Source organism: Pseudomonas sp. 8209 (genome assembly GCF_028682105.1).
Classification (GTDB): domain Bacteria; phylum Pseudomonadota; class Gammaproteobacteria; order Pseudomonadales; family Pseudomonadaceae; genus Aquipseudomonas; species Aquipseudomonas palmensis.
Window position 1 is genome coordinate 266,958 of record NZ_JANIAH010000008.1, and the last position, 17,375, is coordinate 284,332.

Here is a 17,375-nt window from a genome sequence, read left to right on the forward strand (position 1 = left end):
ACAGCGGCATGCGGGCACAAAAAAAGGCCATCGGGTACGCCCCGATGGCCTTGTTCGTTGCGCGGTGGATTACATCTGCGATTGCAGGTAGTTCTCCAGGCCCAGCGACTTGATCAGACCCTGCTGCTTCTCCAGCCAGTAAGTGTGATCTTCTTCGGTGTCGGCCAACTGCACGCGCAGGATGTCACGGCTGACGTAGTCCTTGTGCAGCTCGCACAGCTCGATGCCTTTGCACAGCGCAGCGCGCACCTTGTACTCAAGGCGCAGGTCGGCAGCGATCATCTCGGGCACGGTGGTGCCGATGTCCAGGTCGTCCGGGCGCATGCGCGGGGTGCCTTCGAGCATGAGAATGCGGCGCATCAGGGCGTCGGCGTGTTGTGCCTCTTCTTCCATCTCGTGGTTGATACGCTCGTAGAGCTTGCTGAAGCCCCAGTCTTCGTACATGCGCGAGTGGATGAAGTATTGGTCACGTGCCGCCAGTTCGCCCGTCAGCAACGTGTTGAGATAATCGATTACGTCCGGGTGACCTTGCATTGCCCTGACTCTCCCTGTGTGAAAGCCATAGTTTGAACCAGGATGACTGTAAGGTCACTGCAAATTGCGCTAAAACCGCTAAAAAAGTGGGTAAACAGTAGTCAATTGCATTGAAAAACCGCCCAGATGAGGGCGGTTCTTCTTATCACTTCGACTTAGGCCAGATTGAGACCCAATGCCTTTGCGATTCCCCCTCCGTAGGCCGGATCGGCCTTGAAGAAGTGCTGCAGCTGACGCTCCACCACATCGCGCGAGACGCTGGCCATGGTGCCGGCGATGTTGGCGATCAGCAGGGCCTTCTGCTCATCGTTCATCAGGCGGAACAGCGCACCGGCATGGCTGTAGTAGTCGGTGTCTTCACGATGATCGTAACGGTCTGCTGCACCACCGAGGGCCAGTGCAGGCTCAGCGTACTGCGGGGCCTGCTTGGGTGCGTCGGCGTAGCTGTTGGGCTCGTAGTTGGGCGCCGCGCCGCCGTTGCTGCCAAAGGCCATCGAACCATCGCGCTGGTAGCTGTTCACCGGGCTGCGTGGGGCGTTTACCGGCAGTTGCTGGTGGTTGGTACCCACACGGTAACGGTGAGCGTCTGCGTAGGCGAATACGCGGCCCTGCAGCATGCGGTCTGGCGACAGCCCCACACCGGGGATCATGTTGCTGGGGCCGAACGCGGCCTGCTCGACTTCGGCAAAGTAGTTGAGCGGGTTGCGGTTGAGCTCCAGTTCGCCCACCTCGATCAGCGGATAGTCCTTCTGCGACCAGGTCTTGGTCACGTCGAACGGGTTCTCGGCACGGCTGGCGGCCTCGGCTTCGCTCATTACCTGGATGCACACGCTCCATTTCGGGAAGTCACCGCGCTCGATCGCTTCGAACAGGTCGCGCTGGGCGTAATCCGGGTCGGTACCGGCCAGGCGGGCCGCCTCGGCAGGCGCCAGGTTCTTGATGCCCTGCTTGGTCTTGAAGTGCCACTTGACCCAGGTACGCTGGCCCTGTGCGTTGATCAGGCTGTAGGTGTGGCTGCCGAAACCGTGCATGTGACGGTAGCCGTCCGGGATGCCGCGGTCGGAGAACAGGATGGTGACCTGGTGCAGCGATTCGGGCGAATGCGACCAGAAGTCCCACATCATCTGCGGGCTTTTCAGGTTGCTTTGAGGCAGGCGCTTCTGGGTGTGGATGAAGTCCGGGAACTTCAATGGATCACGGATGAAGAACACCGGCGTGTTGTTGCCCACGATGTCCCAGTTGCCTTCCTCGGTGTAGAACTTGAGTGCAAAACCCCGAGGGTCACGCTCGGTATCGGCCGAACCCCGCTCGCCACCCACTGTGGAGAAACGCAGGAAGGTCTCGGTCTGCTTGCCGACGCTGCTGAACAGCTTGGCGCAGGTGTACTGGGTGATATCGCGGCTGACGGTAAACGTGCCATAGGCACCCGACCCCTTGGCGTGTACACGGCGCTCAGGGATGTTCTCGCGGTTGAAGTGCGCAAGCTTTTCAATCAGGTGGAAGTCTTCCAGCAACAACGGACCCCGCGGGCCTGCCGAACGCGAGTTCTGGTTGTCGGCGACCGGCGCGCCACTGGCGGTGGTCAGCGTTTTGTTCTGGCTCATGCACTCTCTCCTTAATCAGACTTTTGCGGCCGGCTAATCGGCGTAGGCAGAAGTATCGACCAGGAACATGACACCATCAAATTCATTACATGACTGAGATCAATAGATTATTTCAATTCACGCAGAAACAAAAAACCGGGCACTGGGCCCGGTTCCTTGTTACAGACTGTTCGCCTTACTCAGCAGCTTCAACCGAGCCACCAACAGGACGATCAACCAGCTCGACGTACGCCATAGGTGCGTTATCGCCAGCGCGGAAACCGCACTTGAGGATACGCAGGTAGCCGCCCTGACGGGTGGCATAGCGCTTGCCCAGATCGTTGAACAGCTTACCGACGATTTCTTTCGAACGGGTACGGTCGAAAGCCAGACGACGGTTAGCAACGCTGTCTTCCTTGGCCAGGGTGATCAGCGGCTCGGCAACGCGGCGCAGTTCCTTGGCTTTTGGCAGAGTAGTTTTGATCAGCTCGTGCTCGAACAGCGACACCGCCATGTTCTGGAACATGGCCTTACGGTGAGAGCTGGTACGGCTCAGGTGACGTCCACTTTTACGATGACGCATGGGTTCATTCCTTACCAAACACTACGTTCGGTGATTACGACGATCAGGCAGTCGCCTTGTCGTCCTTCTTAAGACTTGCAGGCGGCCAGTTGTCGAGGCGCATGCCGAGGGACAGACCACGGGAGGCCAGAACGTCCTTGATTTCGGTCAAGGATTTCTTGCCCAGGTTCGGAGTCTTCAACAGTTCTACTTCGGTACGCTGAATCAGGTCGCCGATGTAGTAAATGTTCTCCGCCTTAAGGCAGTTGGCCGAACGCACGGTCAATTCCAGATCGTCAACCGGACGAAGCAGGATCGGATCGATCTCGTCTTCCTGTTCGACTACCACTGGTTCGCTGTCACCCTTGAGGTCGACGAATGCAGCCAACTGCTGTTGCAGGATGGTTGCAGCACGACGGATTGCCTCTTCAGGATCCAGAGTACCGTTGGTTTCCAGATCAATAACCAGCTTGTCCAGGTTAGTACGCTGCTCGACACGGGCGTTTTCCACCACGTATGCGATACGGCGAACCGGGCTGAACGAAGAGTCGAGCTGCAAGCGACCAATGCTGCGGCTTTCGTCTTCATCGCTCTGACGCGAATCGGCCGGTTCATAACCACGACCACGAGCTACGGTGAGCTTCATGTTCAAGGCGCCATTGGACGCCAGGTTAGCGATTACGTGATCGGGGTTAACGATCTCGACATCATGATCCAGCTGAATATCGGCAGCGGTAACCACCCCCGAACCCTTCTTCGACAAGGTCAGCGTAACTTCGTCACGACCGTGCAGTTTGATAGCCAGGCCTTTCAGGTTCAACAGGATTTCAATGACGTCTTCCTGAACACCTTCGATGGCGGAGTACTCGTGGAGTACACCGTCGATCTCGGCCTCGACTACTGCACAGCCAGGCATGGAGGACAACAGGATGCGGCGCAGCGCGTTGCCCAGGGTATGGCCAAAACCACGCTCGAGAGGCTCGAGAGTGATTTTAGCGCGGGTTGGACTGACGACCTGCACATCGATGTGGCGGGGCGTCAGGAACTCATTTACCGAAATCTGCATGGATGCACCTATTTTCTAGCCCTTACTTGGAGTAGAGCTCGACAATCAGGCTTTCGTTGATGTCGGCAGACAGATCACTGCGAGCAGGAACGTTCTTGAAAACGCCCGACTTCTTCGCGGTGTCTACATCTACCCACTCAACGCGGCCACGCTGGGCGCACAGTTCAAGGGCTTGAACAATGCGCAGCTGGTTCAGCGACTTCTCGCGAACCGCGACCACGTCACCCGGACGAACTTGGTAGGACGGAACGTTTACAGTCTTGCCGTTAACGCTGATCGCTTTGTGCGAAACCAGCTGACGGGATTCGGCACGAGTAGCGCCAAAGCCCATACGATAAACGACGTTATCCAGACGGCATTCGAGCAGTTGCAGCAGGTTCTCACCAGTAGCGCCCTTCGAGGAGGCCGCTTGCTTGTAGTAACCGCTGAACTGACGCTCGAGCACGCCGTAGATACGACGGACTTTTTGCTTTTCACGCAGCTGGGTGCCGTAGTCGGACTGACGACCGCGGCGCTGACCGTGAATACCTGGGGCTGCTTCGATGTTGCACTTCGATTCCAGAGCGCGAACGCCGCTCTTCAGGAACAGATCGGTGCCTTCACGACGAGACAGTTTGCATTTTGGACCAATGTAACGTGCCATTTATCTGTCTCCTGATTACACGCGGCGCTTCTTCGGCGGACGGCACCCGTTATGCGGGATTGGCGTCACGTCGGTGATGCTGGCGATCTTGTAGCCACAGCCGTTCAGAGCACGAACAGCGGACTCACGACCTGGACCTGGACCCTTGACGTTGACGTCGAGGTTCTTCAGACCATATTCCAGCGCAGCTTGACCAGCACGCTCAGCAGCTACTTGAGCAGCGAACGGGGTGGACTTGCGGGAACCGCGGAAACCCGAACCGCCGGAGGTAGCCCAGGACAGGGCGTTACCTTGACGATCGGTAATGGTCACGATGGTGTTGTTAAAGGACGCATGGATGTGGGCGATGCCATCAACCACTGTCTTTTTAACTTTTTTACGAGGACGAGCAGCAGGTTTTGCCATGTCTATATTCCTGTCGATTCGCTGGTGCGATTACTTGCGGATCGGCTTACGCGGACCTTTACGGGTACGCGCGTTGGTCTTGGTACGCTGACCGCGTACTGGCAGACCCCGACGATGACGCAGGCCGCGGTAGCAACCCAGGTCCATCAACCGCTTGATTTTCATGTTGATGTCGCGACGCAGGTCACCTTCAGTGGTGAACTTCGCAACTTCGCTACGCAGCTGTTCAATCTGCTCGTCGCTCAGATCTTTGATCTTCACGGCTGGGTTGACCCCAGTGTCTGCACAGATTTTCTGTGCAGTTGTGCGACCGACACCATAGATGTAGGTCAGCGAGATAACAGTGTGCTTGTTATCTGGAATGTTAACGCCTGCAATACGGGCCATTCAGTGGGACTCCAATTGACAGCTACCTACGCCCCGGAAGCCAAGAAATAGGGCGCGAGATAATATCGCTGTAGAAACAAATAATCAACCCAGCAGCGCACTAGCTGCTGGGTTTGAAGCACAGATCACACTCAGCCTTGGCGCTGCTTGTGACGTGGTTCCGCGCTGCAAATCACTCGCACAACACCTTCGCGGCGAATAATTTTGCAGTTACGGCACAGCTTTTTCACCGATGCACGAACTTTCATCACCAACTCCTCGAACCTTAAGGGTCTCTCAGCGCAGCATTCCGCTGCCACCGTAGCCTTTCAGGTTGGCTTTCTTCATCAGGGATTCGTACTGGTGCGAAACGAGGTGCGATTGTACTTGGGACATGAAGTCCATCACAACCACTACCACAATCAGCAACGAGGTCCCGCCAAGGTAGAACGGAACGTTTGCCGCTACCACCAGGAACTGGGGCAACAGACACACGGCCGTCATATAAAGAGCACCGAACATGGTCAAGCGGGTCAGAACGCCATCAATGTAGCGCGCCGACTGCTCGCCTGGACGGATGCCCGGAATAAAGGCACCGGACTTCTTCAGGTTTTCCGCTACGTCTTTCGGATTGAACATCAACGCCGTATAGAAGAAGCAGAAGAAAATAATCCCTGCACTAAACAGCAGAATATTCAACGGCTGACCAGGAGCGATCGACTGCGAGATGTCCTGCAGCCAGCCCATACCTTCAGACTGACCAAACCAGGCACCCAGCGAAGCCGGGAACAGCAAAATGCTGCTTGCGAAAATGGCTGGGATGACCCCGGCCATGTTCACCTTCAGCGGCAAGTGGCTAGTCTGCGCAGCGAAGACCTTGCGGCCCTGCTGACGCTTGGCGTAGTGAACGGCGATTCGACGCTGACCACGCTCAATGAACACCACAAAACCGATAATCGCTACTGCCAGCAAACCGATAGCGACCAGAGCGAAAATGTTGATATCGCCCGTACGTGCAGACTCGAAAGACTGCCCGATTGCTCTCGGAAGACCGGCGACGATACCTGCGAAAATCAACATCGAGATACCGTTGCCTACACCGCGCTCCGTGATTTGCTCACCCAGCCACATCATGAACATCGCACCCGCCACAAACGTGGAGACCGCGACGAAATGGAAGCCAAAGTCAGCAGAAAACGCTACACCCTGACCGGCCAGGCCGATGGACATGCCAACAGCCTGGACCAGCGCCAGGATAACGGTGCCGTAGCGGGTGTACTGGCTGATCTTGCGACGGCCAGCTTCACCTTCCTTCTTCAACTGCTCCAGCTGCGGGCTGACGGCGGTCATCAGCTGCATGATGATCGATGCCGAAATGTACGGCATGATCCCCAGTGCAAAGATGCTCATCCGTTCCAGCGCGCCGCCGGAAAACATGTTGAACAAGCTAAGAATGGTCCCCTCATTCTGTCGAAACAGTTCCGCCAGCCGGTCCGGGTTGATGCCTGGAACTGGGATGTGTGCGCCTATCCGATAGACGATGATCGCCAGAAACAGAAAACGCAGACGAGCCCAAAGTTCAGACATCCCGCCTTTACCGAGCGAAGAGAGAGCACCTTGCTTAGCCATTTATTCCTCGAACTTGCCGCCAGCTGCTTCGATAGCCGCACGCGCACCTTTGGTGGCTGCGATACCCTTGATGGTGACCGCGCGAGTAACTTCGCCGGACAGCATGATTTTCACACGCTGTACGTTTTGGTTAATCACGTTGGCATCCTTCAAGGATTGCACGGTGACAACGTCGCCTTCCACTTTGGCCAACTCGGACAGACGCACTTCTGCGCGGTCCATGGCTTTCAGGGAAACGAAGCCGAATTTCGGCAGACGACGGTGCAGCGGCTGTTGACCGCCTTCAAAGCCTGGAGCGATGGTGCCACCGGAGCGGGAGGTCTGACCTTTGTGGCCGCGGCCACCGGTCTTGCCCAAACCACTACCGATACCACGACCCGGACGATGCTTCTCGCGACGGGAACCCGGCGCTGGACTCAGATCATTGAGTTTCATCGATTAACCCTCGACGCGCAGCATGTAGTAAGCCTTGTTGATCATCCCGCGATTCTCGGGAGTATCCAGGACTTCTACAGTGTGACCGATGCGGCGCAGACCCAGACCCTTAACACACAGTTTGTGGTTAGGGAGACGGCCGGCGGTGCTTTTGATCAGCGTTACTTTGACGGTAGCCATGATCAGCGGATCTCCTCGACGCTCTTGCCGCGCTTGGCAGCAATGGATTCAGGAGATTGCATAGCCTTCAGACCCTTGAAAGTGGCATGAACCACGTTCACTGGGTTGGTCGAGCCGTAGCACTTGGCCAGGACGTTCTGAACGCCAGCAACTTCCAGGACAGCACGCATCGCGCCACCGGCGATGATACCGGTACCGTCGGAAGCAGGCTGCATGTACACCTTCGAAGCGCCGTGGGCGGACTTGGTGGCGTACTGCAGAGTGGTGCCGTTCAGATCTACCTGAATCATGTTGCGACGGGCAGCTTCCATGGCTTTCTGGATCGCAGCAGGTACTTCGCGCGATTTGCCACGGCCGAAACCAACGCGACCCTTGCCATCACCTACCACGGTCAACGCGGTGAAGGTGAAGATACGGCCGCCTTTTACGGTTTTGGCTACGCGGTTAACTTGAACCAGCTTCTCGATGTAGCCTTCGTCGCGCTTTTGATCGTTATTTGACATAACTTAGAACTCCAGTCCGCCTTCACGAGCACCATCTGCCAGCGCTTTAACGCGGCCGTGGTACTTGAAGCCAGAACGGTCAAAGGCAACTTGAGATACACCGGCGGCTTTCGCGCGCTCAGCTACCAGCTTGCCAACCTTAGTGGCCGCGTCGATGTTGCCAGTGGCGCCATCACGCAGGTCTTTGTCCAAAGTCGAGGCGCTGGCCAGGACTTTGCTGCCGTCGGCCGAAATGACCTGGGCATAGATGTGCTGCGAGGAGCGGAACACGCAGAGACGCACGACTTCGAGTTCGTGCATTTTCAGGCGTGCTTTGCGAGCGCGACGCAGTCGAGTAACTTTTTTGTCGGTCATTTGCTATGCCCTACTTCTTCTTGGCTTCTTTACGACGGACGACTTCGTCCGCGTAACGCACACCCTTGCCTTTGTACGGCTCTGGTGGACGGAAGTCGCGGATTTCAGCGGCCACCTGACCTACCAGCTGCTTGTCGATACCCTTGATCAGGATGTCGGTCTGGCTAGGGGTCTCAGCGGTGATGCCCTCAGGCAGTTCATAATCCACTGGGTGCGAGAAGCCGAGCGCCAGGTTCAGCACGGTGCCCTTGGCTTGCGCCTTGTAACCAACACCGACCAGCTGGAGCTTGCGCTCGAAGCCTTGGCTTACGCCCTGGACCATGTTGTTCACGAGTGCACGGGTAGTGCCGGCCATTGCGCGAGTTTGTTGGTCGCCGTTGCGAGCAGCGAAACGCAGCTCACCAGCTTCTTCAACAACTTCAACGGACGAGTGAACGTTCAGTTCGAGAGTGCCCTTGGCACCCTTCACCGAAAGCTGTTGGCCGACGAATTTGACTTCGACACCGGCTGGCAGCTTAACGGGGTTCTTAGCGACGCGAGACATGCTTATCCCCCCTTAGAACACTGTGCAGAGTACTTCGCCGCCGACACCGGCAGCGCGCGCAGCACGATCAGTCATCACACCTTTGTTGGTGGAGACGATAGACACGCCCAGACCGCCACGTACTTTCGGCAGTTCTTCGACGGACTTGTACTGACGCAGGCCTGGACGACTTACGCGCTTGACTTCCTCGATGACCGGACGGCCTTCGAAGTATTTCAGCTCGATGGACAGCGAAGGTTTGACTTCACTGCTGACCTGATAACCCGCGATGTAACCTTCGTCTTTCAGAACTTTGGCTACAGCCACCTTCAGGGTCGAGGACGGCATGCTTACGACGGACTTTTCAGCCATCTGGGCATTACGGATTCGAGTTAGCATGTCCGCTAACGGGTCCTGCATACTCATGGGCTAGACGCTCCTGATACAAGAAAAATTAGCCTTTCGGCTACTACAGTCACCTGATCGCAACGGGCAAAAAACCCGGGCTCAGGTGAGCCGGTCATTCTAGACACATCCCAGAAACGAAACAAGCCCCATAAGGGGCTTGTTTCGTTGCAAGATCACCGGCGGTCGGAAGATCACTCCCCCGCCGCCAGGGCCCTGCCGGTACGTCTTACCAGCTGGCTTTGACCAGACCTGGAACGTCACCGCGCATTGCTGCTTCACGCAGCTTGTTACGGCCGAGGCCGAACTTGCGGTAAACGCCGTGTGGACGACCGGTGATGCGGCAGCGGTTACGCATGCGCGAGGCGCTTGCGTCACGTGGCTGCTTCTGCAGAGCGATCGAGGCTGCCCAACGTTCTTCTGGAGTTGCATTCAGATTAACGATGGTAGCTTTGAGCTCAGCACGCTTCTTGGCGTATTTAGCAACCGTGAGCTGACGCTTCAGCTCGCGGTTTTTCATGCTCTTCTTGGCCATTTTCCTACTCCAATCAGTTGCGGAACGGGAATTTGAAAGCGCGCAGCAGAGCGCGACCTTCGTCATCCGTACGAGCAGTGGTGGTCAGGGTAATGTCCAGACCGCGCAGAGCATCGATCTTGTCGTAGTCGATTTCCGGGAAGATGATCTGCTCTTTCACGCCCATGCTGTAGTTGCCACGACCGTCGAAGGACTTGGCATTCAGGCCGCGGAAGTCGCGAACCCGAGGCAGGGAGATCGCCAGCAGGCGGTCCAGGAATTCGTACATACGATCACGGCGCAGAGTGACTTTGACGCCGATCGGCCAGCCCTCACGGACTTTGAAGCCCGCGATGGATTTCCGAGCGAAAGTCACAACGGCTTTTTGACCGGTGATCTTCTCGAGGTCAGCTACAGCGTGCTCGATGACTTTCTTGTCGCCGACAGCTTCGCCCAGACCCATGTTCAGGGTGATCTTGGTAACGCGCGGAACTTCCATCACGTTCGCCAGCTTAAGTTCTTCCTTAAGCTTGGGAGCAATTTCCTTCCGGTAAATCTCTTTCAGTCGTGCCATGGTCTTCTACCTAGCAGTGTTCAAGCATCAACCGCTTTTTGGGTCGACTTGAAGACACGAATTTTTTTGCCTTCTTCTACTTTGAAACCAACGCGGTCAGCCTTGTTGGTTTCGCCGTTGAAGATGGCGACGTTGGAAGCGTGCAGTGGCGCTTCTTTCTCGACGATACCGCCTTGTACGCCCGACATAGGGTTAGGCTTGGTATGACGCTTCACCAGGTTGATCCCACCAACGACCAGACGGTCGTCAGCGAGAACCTTGAGCACCTTACCGCGCTTACCTTTGTCTTTGCCGGCGATCACGATGATCTCGTCGTCACGACGAATCTTTTGCATGTCGGATCTCCTTACAGCACTTCTGGGGCGAGCGAGACGATCTTCATGAACTTCTCAGTACGAAGTTCACGGGTCACTGGCCCAAAGATACGGGTGCCGATCGGCTCTTGCTTGTTGTTCAGCAGAACAGCAGCATTGCCATCAAAGCGGATGATGGAGCCGTCAGCACGACGGACACCGTGGCGAGTGCGGACTACAACAGCAGTCATCACCTGGCCTTTCTTCACTTTACCGCGAGGAATTGCTTCCTTGACGGTTACCTTGATGATGTCACCGATACCGGCGTAGCGACGGTGCGAACCGCCGAGCACCTTGATGCACATGACGCGACGAGCGCCGCTGTTATCGGCCACATCGAGCATGGATTGAGTCTGAATCATAAAATTTCTCCGACCCCTAGCCCTTAGACTTCAACAGCGCGTTCGAGAACTTCAACCAGTGCCCAGGACTTGGTCTTGGCCAGCGGACGAGTCTCGCGGATGGAGACCTTGTCGCCGATGTGGCACTGGTTGGTTTCGTCGTGCGCGTGCAGCTTAGTCGAACGCTTAACGTATTTACCGTAGATCGGGTGCTTTACGCGACGCTCGATCAGTACGGTGATGGTTTTGTCCATCTTGTCGCTGACGACACGGCCAGTCAGCGTACGGACGGTTTTTTCAGCTTCAGCCATGATCACTTACCTGCCTGCTGGTTGAGCACAGTTTTCACGCGAGCGATGTCACGCTTAACTTGCGAGAGCAGGTGCGACTGCCCCAACTGGCCAGTTGCCTTCTGCATACGCAGATTGAACTGGTCGCGCAGCAAGCCGAGCAGTTGCTCGTTCAGCTGCTGTGCTGATTTTTCACGAAGTTCATTCGCTTTCATCACATCACCGTCCGCTTAACAAAGGAGGTGGCGAGAGGCAGCTTTGCAGCCGCCAAGGCGAATGCCTCACGCGCCAGCTCTTCAGAAACACCCTCGATCTCGTACAGGACCTTGCCTGGCTGGATCTGGGCAACCCAGTACTCCACGGAACCCTTACCTTTACCCATCCGCACTTCGAGAGGCTTCTTGGAGATCGGCTTGTCCGGGAATACACGGATCCAGATCTTGCCGCCACGTTTTACGTGACGGGTCAGGGCACGACGTGCCGATTCGATCTGGCGAGCGGTGAGACGACCGCGAGCAACAGCTTTCAGAGCAAACTCGCCGAAGCTGACTTTGCTACCGCGCAGTGCCAGACCACGGTTGTGGCCAGTCATCTGCTTGCGGAATTTTGTACGCTTTGGTTGCAACATTTGGCGTACCCCTTACTTAGCAGCTTTTTTACGAGGCGCTGGTGCTTGTGGTTTCAGTTCTTCTTGGCGACCACCAATAACTTCGCCTTTGAAAATCCAAACCTTCACACCGATCACACCGTAAGTGGTGTGAGCTTCGTAAGTGGCATAGTCGATGTCGGCACGCAGGGTGTGCAGTGGCACACGACCTTCGCGATACCATTCAGTACGTGCGATTTCAGCACCGCCGAGACGACCGCTCACCTGGATCTTGATGCCCTTGGCACCAATACGCATGGCGTTCTGTACGGCGCGCTTCATGGCGCGACGGAACATCACACGACGCTCCAGCTGCTGAGCTACGCTCTGAGCTACCAGCATACCGTCGAGTTCCGGCTTGCGGATCTCTTCGATATTGATGTGCACAGGCACACCCATTTGCTTGGTCAGGTCCTGACGCAGTTTCTCAACATCTTCACCTTTCTTCCCGATAACGATACCTGGACGAGCGGTGTGGATGGTGATGCGTGCAGTTTGAGCCGGACGATGGATATCGATACGGCTAACGGACGCGCTTTTTAGTTTGTCTTGGAGGTACTCACGCACATTCAGATCTGCGAGCAAATAGTCCGCATAAGTCCGACCGTCTGCGTACCAGACGGAGGTGTGCTCCTTGACGATTCCCAGGCGAATGCCAGTGGGATGTACTTTCTGACCCATCTGATCGACTCCGTTACTTGTCCGCAACCTTGACAGTGATATGGCAAGACCGCTTGACGATGCGATCAGCGCGGCCTTTGGCACGCGGCATGATGCGCTTCAGCGAACGCCCTTCGTTGACGAAAACGGTGGAGACCTTCAGGTCATCAACGTCTGCGCCTTCGTTATGCTCGGCGTTGGCTACGGCCGACTCGAGGACTTTCTTCATGATTTCAGCGGCTTTTTTGCTGCTGAAGGCCAACAGGTTGAGCGCTTCGCCCACCTTCTTCCCGCGGATCTGGTCGGCGACCAAGCGGGCTTTCTGGGCGGAGATGCGAGCGCCCGACAACTTAGCGGCTACTTCCATTTCCTTACCCCTTAACGCTTGGCTTTCTTGTCAGCCACGTGCCCGCGGTAGGTGCGGGTACCGGCGAACTCGCCCAGTTTATGGCCGACCATGTCTTCGTTCACGAGAACTGGGACGTGTTGGCGACCGTTGTGTACCGCGATGGTCAGACCGACCATTTGTGGCAGGATCATCGAACGGCGCGACCAGGTCTTAACTGGTTTGCGATCGTTCTTTTCCGCCGCCACTTCGATCTTCTTCAGTAGGTGAAGATCGATAAAAGGACCTTTTTTCAGAGAACGTGGCACTGTCGTATCCCTCTATTTACTTGCGACGACGGACGATCATTTTGTCGGTACGCTTATTACCACGAGTCTTCGCGCCCTTAGTCGGGAAGCCCCATGGCGATACCGGATGACGACCACCGGAGGTACGACCTTCACCACCACCATGTGGGTGGTCAACCGGGTTCATGGCAACACCACGAACGGTTGGGCGAACGCCACGCCAGCGTTTGGCACCAGCTTTACCCAGCGAACGCAGGCTGTGCTCGGAGTTCGAGACTTCGCCCAGGGTCGCACGGCACTCAGCCAGGACTTTACGCATTTCACCAGAGCGCAGACGCAGGGTCACATAGACACCTTCGCGAGCGATCAGCTGAGCCGAAGCACCAGCGGAACGAGCGATCTGTGCACCTTTGCCCGGCTTCAGCTCGATGCCGTGAATGGTGCTACCCACTGGAATGTTGCGCAGTTGCAGGGAGTTGCCTGGCTTGATTGGAGCCAGAGCACCTGCGATCAGCTGGTCGCCAGCACTCACGCCTTTAGGGGCGATGATGTAGCGGCGCTCGCCGTCTGCGTAGCAGAGCAGTGCGATGTGAGCAGTACGGTTCGGGTCGTATTCGATACGCTCGACAGTGGCGACGATGCCGTCCTTGTCGTTGCGACGGAAGTCGACCATACGGTAATGCTGCTTATGACCACCACCTACGTGACGCGTAGTGATGCGGCCATTGTTGTTACGACCACCAGACTTCGATTTCTTCTCGAGCAGCGGTGCGTGAGGAGCGCCTTTATGCAGCTCCTTGTTGACCACCTTGACCACGAAACGGCGGCCAGGGGAAGTCGGTTTGCATTTAACGATTGCCATGATGCACCCCTTCCTTACTCAGCACTGCTGCTGAAATCGAGATCTTGGCCGGGTTGAAGGGAGATGATCGCCTTCTTCCAGTCATTACGCTTGCCCAGACCGCGAGCGGTACGCTTGGTCTTACCCAGAACGTTCAGGGTAGTCACGCTTTCCACTTTCACGCTGAACAGGCTTTCGACGGCCTTCTTGATTTCCAGCTTGGTTGCGTCGGTAGCAACCTTGAAAACGAACTGGCCTTTCTTGTCAGCCAGAACCGTGGCCTTCTCGGAAACGTGCGGGCCAAGTAGAACTTTAAATACGCGTTCCTGGTTCATCCCAGCAGCTCCTCGAATTTCTTCACGGCCGACACGGTGATCAACACCTTGTCGTATGCGATCAGACTGACCGGATCGGAACCCTGTACGTCACGTACGTCGACGTGCGGCAGGTTGCGAGCAGCCAGGTACAGATTCTGATCAACAGCATCAGAAACGATCAGTACGTCGCTCAGACCCATGCCGTTCAGTTTGTTCAGCAGGTCTTTGGTTTTCGGTGCTTCAACAGCGAAGTCCTGAACCACGACCAGACGGTCGGTACGCACCAGCTCGGCGAGGATGGAACGCATTGCTGCGCGGTACATCTTCTTGTTGAGCTTCTGCGAGTGGTCTTGAGGACGAGCTGCGAAAGTGGTACCGCCGCCACGCCAGATTGGGCTACGGATAGTACCGGCACGAGCGCGGCCAGTGCCTTTCTGACGCCATGGGCGCTTGCCGCCACCAGCAACGTCGGAACGGGTTTTCTGCTGCTTGGTGCCCTGACGGCCGCCGGCCATGTAGGCCACGACTGCTTGGTGTACCAGCGTCTCGTTGAATTCGCCGCCGAAAGTCAGTTCGGAAACTTCGATCGCTTGAGCGTCATTTACATTTAGTTGCATGTCAGCTTCCCCTTAACCGCGAGCCTTGGCAGCCGGACGCACAACCAGATTGCCGCCAGTAGCGCCAGGAACGGCACCCTTGACCAGCAACAGATTGCGTTCAGCGTCGACGCGCACTACTTCGAGGGACTGAACGGTCACGCGCTCGGCGCCCATGTGACCGGACATTTTTTTGCCCTTGAATACACGACCAGGAGTCTGGCACTGGCCGATAGAGCCCGGGACGCGGTGGGAAACGGAGTTACCGTGGGTATTGTCTTGACCGCGGAAATTCCAACGCTTGATGGTACCGGCAAAGCCTTTACCTTTCGACTGACCGGTAACGTCTACCATTTGGCCAGCAGCGAAGATTTCTGCATTGATCAAGTCGCCAGCCTGGTACTCGCCTTCTTCAAGACGGAATTCCCAGACACCGCGACCAGCGGCAACGTTCGCTTTAGCGAAGTGACCTGCTTGAGCAGCAGTCACACGCGAAGCGCGACGCTCGCCAACAGTGACTTGCACTGCGCGATAGCCATCAGTTTCTTCGGTTTTGAACTGGGTGACGCGATTCGGCTCGATCTCAATGACCGTGACCGGAATGGAGACACCTTCTTCGGTGAAAATACGGGTCATACCGCATTTACGACCGACTACACCAATAGTCATGTTGTAAACCTCATGAGTGTACGGGGCTTTCACCCGCTATGGCCGCCCATTTCAGAGCGTTACACGACTAAGACCCGAGTCTTAGCCGAGGCTGATCTGCACTTCCACGCCTGCCGCAAGATCGAGCTTCATAAGAGCATCAACGGTTTTATCCGTTGGCTGGACGATGTCCAGTACGCGCTTATGAGTACGGATCTCGTACTGGTCACGCGCGTCTTTGTTGACGTGCGGGGAGACCAGAACGGTGAACCGCTCTTTACGGGTAGGCAGTGGAATTGGACCACGCACTTGAGCACCAGTACGTTTCGCGGTTTCCACGATTTCCTGGGTGGATTGGTCGATCAGGCGATGGTCAAAAGCCTTCAACCTGATACGGATTTGCTGATTTTGCATTGGATTTCAGACTCCAGGCTGCTATTCCCACCGGGCGCACTACGCCCGTTAAAAGGAGGCGTGATTCTATAGACACCCCCACTGAGTGTCAACCCAATAAAAAAGCCCCCGCAAAAGCGGGGGCCTTTCTAAACGATCAACGATTACTCGATGATTTTGGCTACGACGCCGGCGCCGACGGTACGACCGCCTTCACGGATAGCGAAGCGCAGACCGTCTTCCATCGCGATGGTCTTGATCAGAGTGACAGTCATCTGGATGTTGTCACCTGGCATTACCATTTCAACGCCTTCTGGCAGCTCGCAGTTACCAGTCACGTCAGTAGTACGGAAGTAGAACTGTGGACGGTAGCCTTTGAAGAACGGAGTGTGACGGCCGCCTTCTTCCTTGCTCAGAACATAGACTTCTGCGGTGAACTTGGTGTGCGGCTTGACCGAACCTGGCTTGACCAGAACCTGGCCACGCTCAACGTCGTCACGCTTGGTGCCGCGCAGCAGCACGCCGCAGTTCTCGCCAGCACGACCTTCGTCCAGCAGCTTGCGGAACATCTCAACACCGGTGCAGGTGGTGGTGGTGGTGTCACGCAGACCAACGATTTCCAGGGCGTCTTGAACGCGGACGATGCCACGCTCGATACGACCGGTAACAACGGTACCACGACCCGAGATCGAGAATACGTCTTCGATTGGCATCAGGAACGGCTTGTCGATAGCGCGCTCAGGCTCTGGGATGTAGGTATCCAGAGTCTCAACCAGCTTCTTGACAGCGGTGGTGCCCATTTCGTTGTCGTCTTTGCCTTCCAGCGCCATACGAGCCGAACCGATGATGATCGGGGTATCGTCGCCTGGGAAGTCGTAGGTGGACAGCAGGTCGCGAACTTCCATCTCGACCAGTTCCAGCAGCTCAGCGTCGTCTACCAGGTCAGCCTTGTTCAGGAAGACCACGATGTACGGAACGCCAACCTGACGGGACAGCAGGATGTGCTCACGGGTTTGTGGCATCGGACCATCGGCGGCCGAGCAAACCAGGATCGCGCCGTCCATCTGGGCAGCACCGGTGATCATGTTCTTCACGTAGTCAGCGTGACCTGGGCAGTCGACGTGAGCGTAGTGACGAATGGTCGAGTTGTACTCAACGTGAGCGGTGTTGATGGTGATACCGCGAGCTTTCTCTTCTGGAGCGCTGTCGATCTTGTCGAATTCAACGACTGCGGAACCGAAAACTTCGGAGCAGACGCGAGTCAGAGCTGCGGTCAGAGTGGTTTTACCGTGGTCAACGTGACCGATGGTGCCAACGTTGACGTGCGGAAGGGAACGATCAAATTTTTCTTTAGCCACGACAATTAACTCCTAGCCTAAAG

Annotated in this window: 31 protein-coding genes; all 31 read right to left on the bottom strand. The window is 56.4% G+C overall.

Annotated elements, in window-relative coordinates; all coding sequences use genetic code 11:
* Positions 1-69 precede the first annotated feature (69 nt).
* The 31 genes from bfr to tuf all read right to left on the bottom strand — a co-directional run bounded on the left by bfr (position 70) and on the right by tuf (position 17,352).
* The gene (gene bfr / locus NP552_RS19185; RefSeq protein ID WP_043861921.1) at positions 70-534 is read right to left on the bottom strand and encodes a bacterioferritin; all 465 of its coding nucleotides are present in this window, start codon (positions 532-534) and stop codon (positions 70-72) included.
* A 155-nt stretch (positions 535-689) separates the two neighbouring features.
* Complete coding sequence (locus NP552_RS19190; RefSeq protein WP_043861922.1) at positions 690-2,138, bottom strand: catalase; 1,449 nt, start codon at positions 2,136-2,138, stop codon at positions 690-692.
* A gap of 175 nt (positions 2,139-2,313) precedes the next feature.
* Entirely contained in the window at positions 2,314-2,700 is a 387-nt protein-coding gene (rplQ, locus tag NP552_RS19195) for a 50S ribosomal protein L17 (protein WP_002555463.1), read from the bottom strand.
* Positions 2,701-2,743: 43 nt separating this feature from the next.
* Entirely contained in the window at positions 2,744-3,745 is a 1,002-nt protein-coding gene (locus NP552_RS19200; protein WP_003186012.1) for a DNA-directed RNA polymerase subunit alpha, read from the bottom strand.
* A 22-nt stretch (positions 3,746-3,767) separates the two neighbouring features.
* Positions 3,768-4,388, bottom strand: coding sequence for a 30S ribosomal protein S4 (rpsD, locus tag NP552_RS19205; protein WP_043861923.1), 621 nt, complete (start codon positions 4,386-4,388; stop codon positions 3,768-3,770).
* A 15-nt stretch (positions 4,389-4,403) separates the two neighbouring features.
* Positions 4,404-4,793 carry a 30S ribosomal protein S11 gene (gene rpsK / locus NP552_RS19210; RefSeq protein ID WP_002555466.1) on the bottom strand — a complete coding sequence of 130 codons (390 nt, stop codon included), beginning with the start codon at positions 4,791-4,793 and terminating at the stop codon, positions 4,404-4,406.
* A gap of 30 nt (positions 4,794-4,823) precedes the next feature.
* Positions 4,824-5,180 carry a 30S ribosomal protein S13 gene (gene rpsM / locus NP552_RS19215; RefSeq protein WP_043861924.1) on the bottom strand — a complete coding sequence of 119 codons (357 nt, stop codon included), beginning with the start codon at positions 5,178-5,180 and terminating at the stop codon, positions 4,824-4,826.
* 131 nt (positions 5,181-5,311) lie between these two features.
* Positions 5,312-5,428, bottom strand: a complete 117-nt coding sequence (rpmJ, locus tag NP552_RS19220; RefSeq protein WP_002555468.1) for a 50S ribosomal protein L36 — start codon at positions 5,426-5,428, stop codon at positions 5,312-5,314.
* 28 nt (positions 5,429-5,456) lie between these two features.
* Positions 5,457-6,788, bottom strand: a complete 1,332-nt coding sequence (gene secY, locus NP552_RS19225) for a preprotein translocase subunit SecY (protein ID WP_043861925.1) — start codon at positions 6,786-6,788, stop codon at positions 5,457-5,459.
* Positions 6,789-7,223 (bottom strand): 50S ribosomal protein L15, encoded by a 435-nt coding sequence (gene rplO, locus NP552_RS19230; RefSeq protein ID WP_010220318.1) that lies wholly within the window; start codon positions 7,221-7,223, stop codon positions 6,789-6,791.
* Between the two features lie 3 nt (positions 7,224-7,226).
* A complete protein-coding gene (gene rpmD, locus NP552_RS19235; protein WP_010220317.1) occupies positions 7,227-7,403 on the bottom strand; it encodes a 50S ribosomal protein L30 in 177 nt (58 codons plus the stop codon).
* Between the two features lie 2 nt (positions 7,404-7,405).
* Entirely contained in the window at positions 7,406-7,906 is a 501-nt protein-coding gene (rpsE, locus tag NP552_RS19240; protein WP_043861926.1) for a 30S ribosomal protein S5, read from the bottom strand.
* Between the two features lie 3 nt (positions 7,907-7,909).
* Positions 7,910-8,260: a 50S ribosomal protein L18 gene (gene rplR / locus NP552_RS19245; RefSeq protein WP_043861927.1), complete on the bottom strand. Its 351-nt coding sequence runs from the start codon at positions 8,258-8,260 to the stop codon at positions 7,910-7,912.
* Positions 8,261-8,270: 10 nt separating this feature from the next.
* Positions 8,271-8,804, bottom strand: coding sequence for a 50S ribosomal protein L6 (gene rplF / locus NP552_RS19250; protein ID WP_043861928.1), 534 nt, complete (start codon positions 8,802-8,804; stop codon positions 8,271-8,273).
* Between the two features lie 12 nt (positions 8,805-8,816).
* Positions 8,817-9,209, bottom strand: coding sequence for a 30S ribosomal protein S8 (gene rpsH / locus NP552_RS19255; RefSeq protein WP_010220313.1), 393 nt, complete (start codon positions 9,207-9,209; stop codon positions 8,817-8,819).
* A 208-nt stretch (positions 9,210-9,417) separates the two neighbouring features.
* Positions 9,418-9,723, bottom strand: a complete 306-nt coding sequence (gene rpsN, locus NP552_RS19260) for a 30S ribosomal protein S14 (protein ID WP_043861929.1) — start codon at positions 9,721-9,723, stop codon at positions 9,418-9,420.
* A gap of 13 nt (positions 9,724-9,736) precedes the next feature.
* Entirely contained in the window at positions 9,737-10,276 is a 540-nt protein-coding gene (rplE, locus tag NP552_RS19265) for a 50S ribosomal protein L5 (protein WP_043861930.1), read from the bottom strand.
* Positions 10,277-10,296: 20 nt separating this feature from the next.
* Positions 10,297-10,611 carry a 50S ribosomal protein L24 gene (gene rplX, locus NP552_RS19270; RefSeq protein WP_008374158.1) on the bottom strand — a complete coding sequence of 105 codons (315 nt, stop codon included), beginning with the start codon at positions 10,609-10,611 and terminating at the stop codon, positions 10,297-10,299.
* An 11-nt stretch (positions 10,612-10,622) separates the two neighbouring features.
* Positions 10,623-10,991: a 50S ribosomal protein L14 gene (gene rplN / locus NP552_RS19275; protein ID WP_002555479.1), complete on the bottom strand. Its 369-nt coding sequence runs from the start codon at positions 10,989-10,991 to the stop codon at positions 10,623-10,625.
* A 23-nt stretch (positions 10,992-11,014) separates the two neighbouring features.
* Positions 11,015-11,281, bottom strand: coding sequence for a 30S ribosomal protein S17 (gene rpsQ, locus NP552_RS19280; protein WP_008374160.1), 267 nt, complete (start codon positions 11,279-11,281; stop codon positions 11,015-11,017).
* Positions 11,282-11,283: 2 nt separating this feature from the next.
* Positions 11,284-11,475: a 50S ribosomal protein L29 gene (gene rpmC / locus NP552_RS19285; RefSeq protein ID WP_002555481.1), complete on the bottom strand. Its 192-nt coding sequence runs from the start codon at positions 11,473-11,475 to the stop codon at positions 11,284-11,286.
* A complete protein-coding gene (gene rplP / locus NP552_RS19290) occupies positions 11,475-11,888 on the bottom strand; it encodes a 50S ribosomal protein L16 (RefSeq protein ID WP_003255479.1) in 414 nt (137 codons plus the stop codon). Before rplP ends, rpmC begins: the two co-directional genes overlap by 1 nt.
* A 12-nt stretch (positions 11,889-11,900) precedes the next feature.
* Complete coding sequence (rpsC, locus tag NP552_RS19295) at positions 11,901-12,587, bottom strand: 30S ribosomal protein S3 (RefSeq protein ID WP_010220308.1); 687 nt, start codon at positions 12,585-12,587, stop codon at positions 11,901-11,903.
* Between the two features lie 13 nt (positions 12,588-12,600).
* Positions 12,601-12,933, bottom strand: coding sequence for a 50S ribosomal protein L22 (gene rplV / locus NP552_RS19300; protein WP_003103908.1), 333 nt, complete (start codon positions 12,931-12,933; stop codon positions 12,601-12,603).
* 11 nt (positions 12,934-12,944) lie between these two features.
* Entirely contained in the window at positions 12,945-13,220 is a 276-nt protein-coding gene (gene rpsS / locus NP552_RS19305) for a 30S ribosomal protein S19 (RefSeq protein WP_002555486.1), read from the bottom strand.
* Positions 13,221-13,236: 16 nt separating this feature from the next.
* Positions 13,237-14,061 (bottom strand): 50S ribosomal protein L2, encoded by an 825-nt coding sequence (rplB, locus tag NP552_RS19310; RefSeq protein WP_078481646.1) that lies wholly within the window; start codon positions 14,059-14,061, stop codon positions 13,237-13,239.
* A gap of 14 nt (positions 14,062-14,075) precedes the next feature.
* On the bottom strand, positions 14,076-14,375 hold the full coding sequence (rplW, locus tag NP552_RS19315) for a 50S ribosomal protein L23 (protein ID WP_009397515.1): 300 nt from the start codon (positions 14,373-14,375) through the stop codon (positions 14,076-14,078).
* On the bottom strand, positions 14,372-14,974 hold the full coding sequence (rplD, locus tag NP552_RS19320) for a 50S ribosomal protein L4 (RefSeq protein ID WP_010220305.1): 603 nt from the start codon (positions 14,972-14,974) through the stop codon (positions 14,372-14,374). The genes rplW and rplD overlap by 4 nt, the downstream gene beginning before the upstream one ends.
* A gap of 12 nt (positions 14,975-14,986) precedes the next feature.
* A complete protein-coding gene (gene rplC, locus NP552_RS19325; protein WP_043861931.1) occupies positions 14,987-15,622 on the bottom strand; it encodes a 50S ribosomal protein L3 in 636 nt (211 codons plus the stop codon).
* Between the two features lie 81 nt (positions 15,623-15,703).
* Positions 15,704-16,015 (bottom strand): 30S ribosomal protein S10, encoded by a 312-nt coding sequence (rpsJ, locus tag NP552_RS19330; RefSeq protein ID WP_003186070.1) that lies wholly within the window; start codon positions 16,013-16,015, stop codon positions 15,704-15,706.
* 143 nt (positions 16,016-16,158) lie between these two features.
* Entirely contained in the window at positions 16,159-17,352 is a 1,194-nt protein-coding gene (tuf, locus tag NP552_RS19335; protein ID WP_043861932.1) for an elongation factor Tu, read from the bottom strand.
* Between the last annotated feature and the right edge of the window lie 23 nt (positions 17,353-17,375).

Excerpts from the sequence above, each read along its gene's own strand:
- rplQ (WP_002555463.1), bottom strand. The coding sequence starts at position 2,700 with ATGCGTCATCGTAAAAGTGGACGTCACCTGAGCCGTACCAGCTCTCAC.
- rplN (WP_002555479.1), bottom strand. The coding sequence starts at position 10,991 with ATGATTCAGACTCAATCCATGCTCGATGTGGCCGATAACAGCGGCGCT.
- rplV (WP_003103908.1), bottom strand. The coding sequence starts at position 12,933 with ATGGAAGTAGCCGCTAAGTTGTCGGGCGCTCGCATCTCCGCCCAGAAA.
- rplP (WP_003255479.1), bottom strand. The coding sequence starts at position 11,888 with ATGTTGCAACCAAAGCGTACAAAATTCCGCAAGCAGATGACTGGCCAC.
- rpsQ (WP_008374160.1), bottom strand. The coding sequence starts at position 11,281 with ATGGCTGAAGCTGAAAAAACCGTCCGTACGCTGACTGGCCGTGTCGTC.
- secY (WP_043861925.1), bottom strand. The coding sequence starts at position 6,788 with ATGGCTAAGCAAGGTGCTCTCTCTTCGCTCGGTAAAGGCGGGATGTCT.
- rplC (WP_043861931.1), bottom strand. The coding sequence starts at position 15,622 with ATGACTATTGGTGTAGTCGGTCGTAAATGCGGTATGACCCGTATTTTC.
- bfr (WP_043861921.1), bottom strand. The coding sequence starts at position 534 with ATGCAAGGTCACCCGGACGTAATCGATTATCTCAACACGTTGCTGACG.
- rpsN (WP_043861929.1), bottom strand. The coding sequence starts at position 9,723 with ATGGCCAAGAAGAGCATGAAAAACCGCGAGCTGAAGCGTCAGCTCACG.
- rplB (WP_078481646.1), bottom strand. The coding sequence starts at position 14,061 with ATGGCAATCGTTAAATGCAAACCGACTTCCCCTGGCCGCCGTTTCGTG.
- rplO (WP_010220318.1), bottom strand. The coding sequence starts at position 7,223 with ATGAAACTCAATGATCTGAGTCCAGCGCCGGGTTCCCGTCGCGAGAAG.
- NP552_RS19190 (WP_043861922.1), bottom strand. The coding sequence starts at position 2,138 with ATGAGCCAGAACAAAACGCTGACCACCGCCAGTGGCGCGCCGGTCGCC.
- rpsE (WP_043861926.1), bottom strand. The coding sequence starts at position 7,906 with ATGTCAAATAACGATCAAAAGCGCGACGAAGGCTACATCGAGAAGCTG.
- NP552_RS19200 (WP_003186012.1), bottom strand. The coding sequence starts at position 3,745 with ATGCAGATTTCGGTAAATGAGTTCCTGACGCCCCGCCACATCGATGTG.
- rpmJ (WP_002555468.1), bottom strand. The coding sequence starts at position 5,428 with ATGAAAGTTCGTGCATCGGTGAAAAAGCTGTGCCGTAACTGCAAAATT.
- rplE (WP_043861930.1), bottom strand. The coding sequence starts at position 10,276 with ATGGCACGACTGAAAGAGATTTACCGGAAGGAAATTGCTCCCAAGCTT.
- rpsM (WP_043861924.1), bottom strand. The coding sequence starts at position 5,180 with ATGGCCCGTATTGCAGGCGTTAACATTCCAGATAACAAGCACACTGTT.
- rplD (WP_010220305.1), bottom strand. The coding sequence starts at position 14,974 with ATGCAACTAAATGTAAATGACGCTCAAGCGATCGAAGTTTCCGAACTG.
- rpmC (WP_002555481.1), bottom strand. The coding sequence starts at position 11,475 with ATGAAAGCGAATGAACTTCGTGAAAAATCAGCACAGCAGCTGAACGAG.
- rpsD (WP_043861923.1), bottom strand. The coding sequence starts at position 4,388 with ATGGCACGTTACATTGGTCCAAAATGCAAACTGTCTCGTCGTGAAGGC.
- rpmD (WP_010220317.1), bottom strand. The coding sequence starts at position 7,403 with ATGGCTACCGTCAAAGTAACGCTGATCAAAAGCACCGCCGGCCGTCTC.
- rplW (WP_009397515.1), bottom strand. The coding sequence starts at position 14,375 with ATGAACCAGGAACGCGTATTTAAAGTTCTACTTGGCCCGCACGTTTCC.
- rpsC (WP_010220308.1), bottom strand. The coding sequence starts at position 12,587 with ATGGGTCAGAAAGTACATCCCACTGGCATTCGCCTGGGAATCGTCAAG.
- rpsK (WP_002555466.1), bottom strand. The coding sequence starts at position 4,793 with ATGGCAAAACCTGCTGCTCGTCCTCGTAAAAAAGTTAAAAAGACAGTG.
- rplX (WP_008374158.1), bottom strand. The coding sequence starts at position 10,611 with ATGCAAAAGATTCGTCGTGACGACGAGATCATCGTGATCGCCGGCAAA.
- rplF (WP_043861928.1), bottom strand. The coding sequence starts at position 8,804 with ATGTCTCGCGTCGCTAAGAACCCCGTTAAGCTGCCAGCCGGTGTCGAA.
- rplR (WP_043861927.1), bottom strand. The coding sequence starts at position 8,260 with ATGACCGACAAAAAAGTTACTCGACTGCGTCGCGCTCGCAAAGCACGC.
- rpsJ (WP_003186070.1), bottom strand. The coding sequence starts at position 16,015 with ATGCAAAATCAGCAAATCCGTATCAGGTTGAAGGCTTTTGACCATCGC.
- rpsH (WP_010220313.1), bottom strand. The coding sequence starts at position 9,209 with ATGAGTATGCAGGACCCGTTAGCGGACATGCTAACTCGAATCCGTAAT.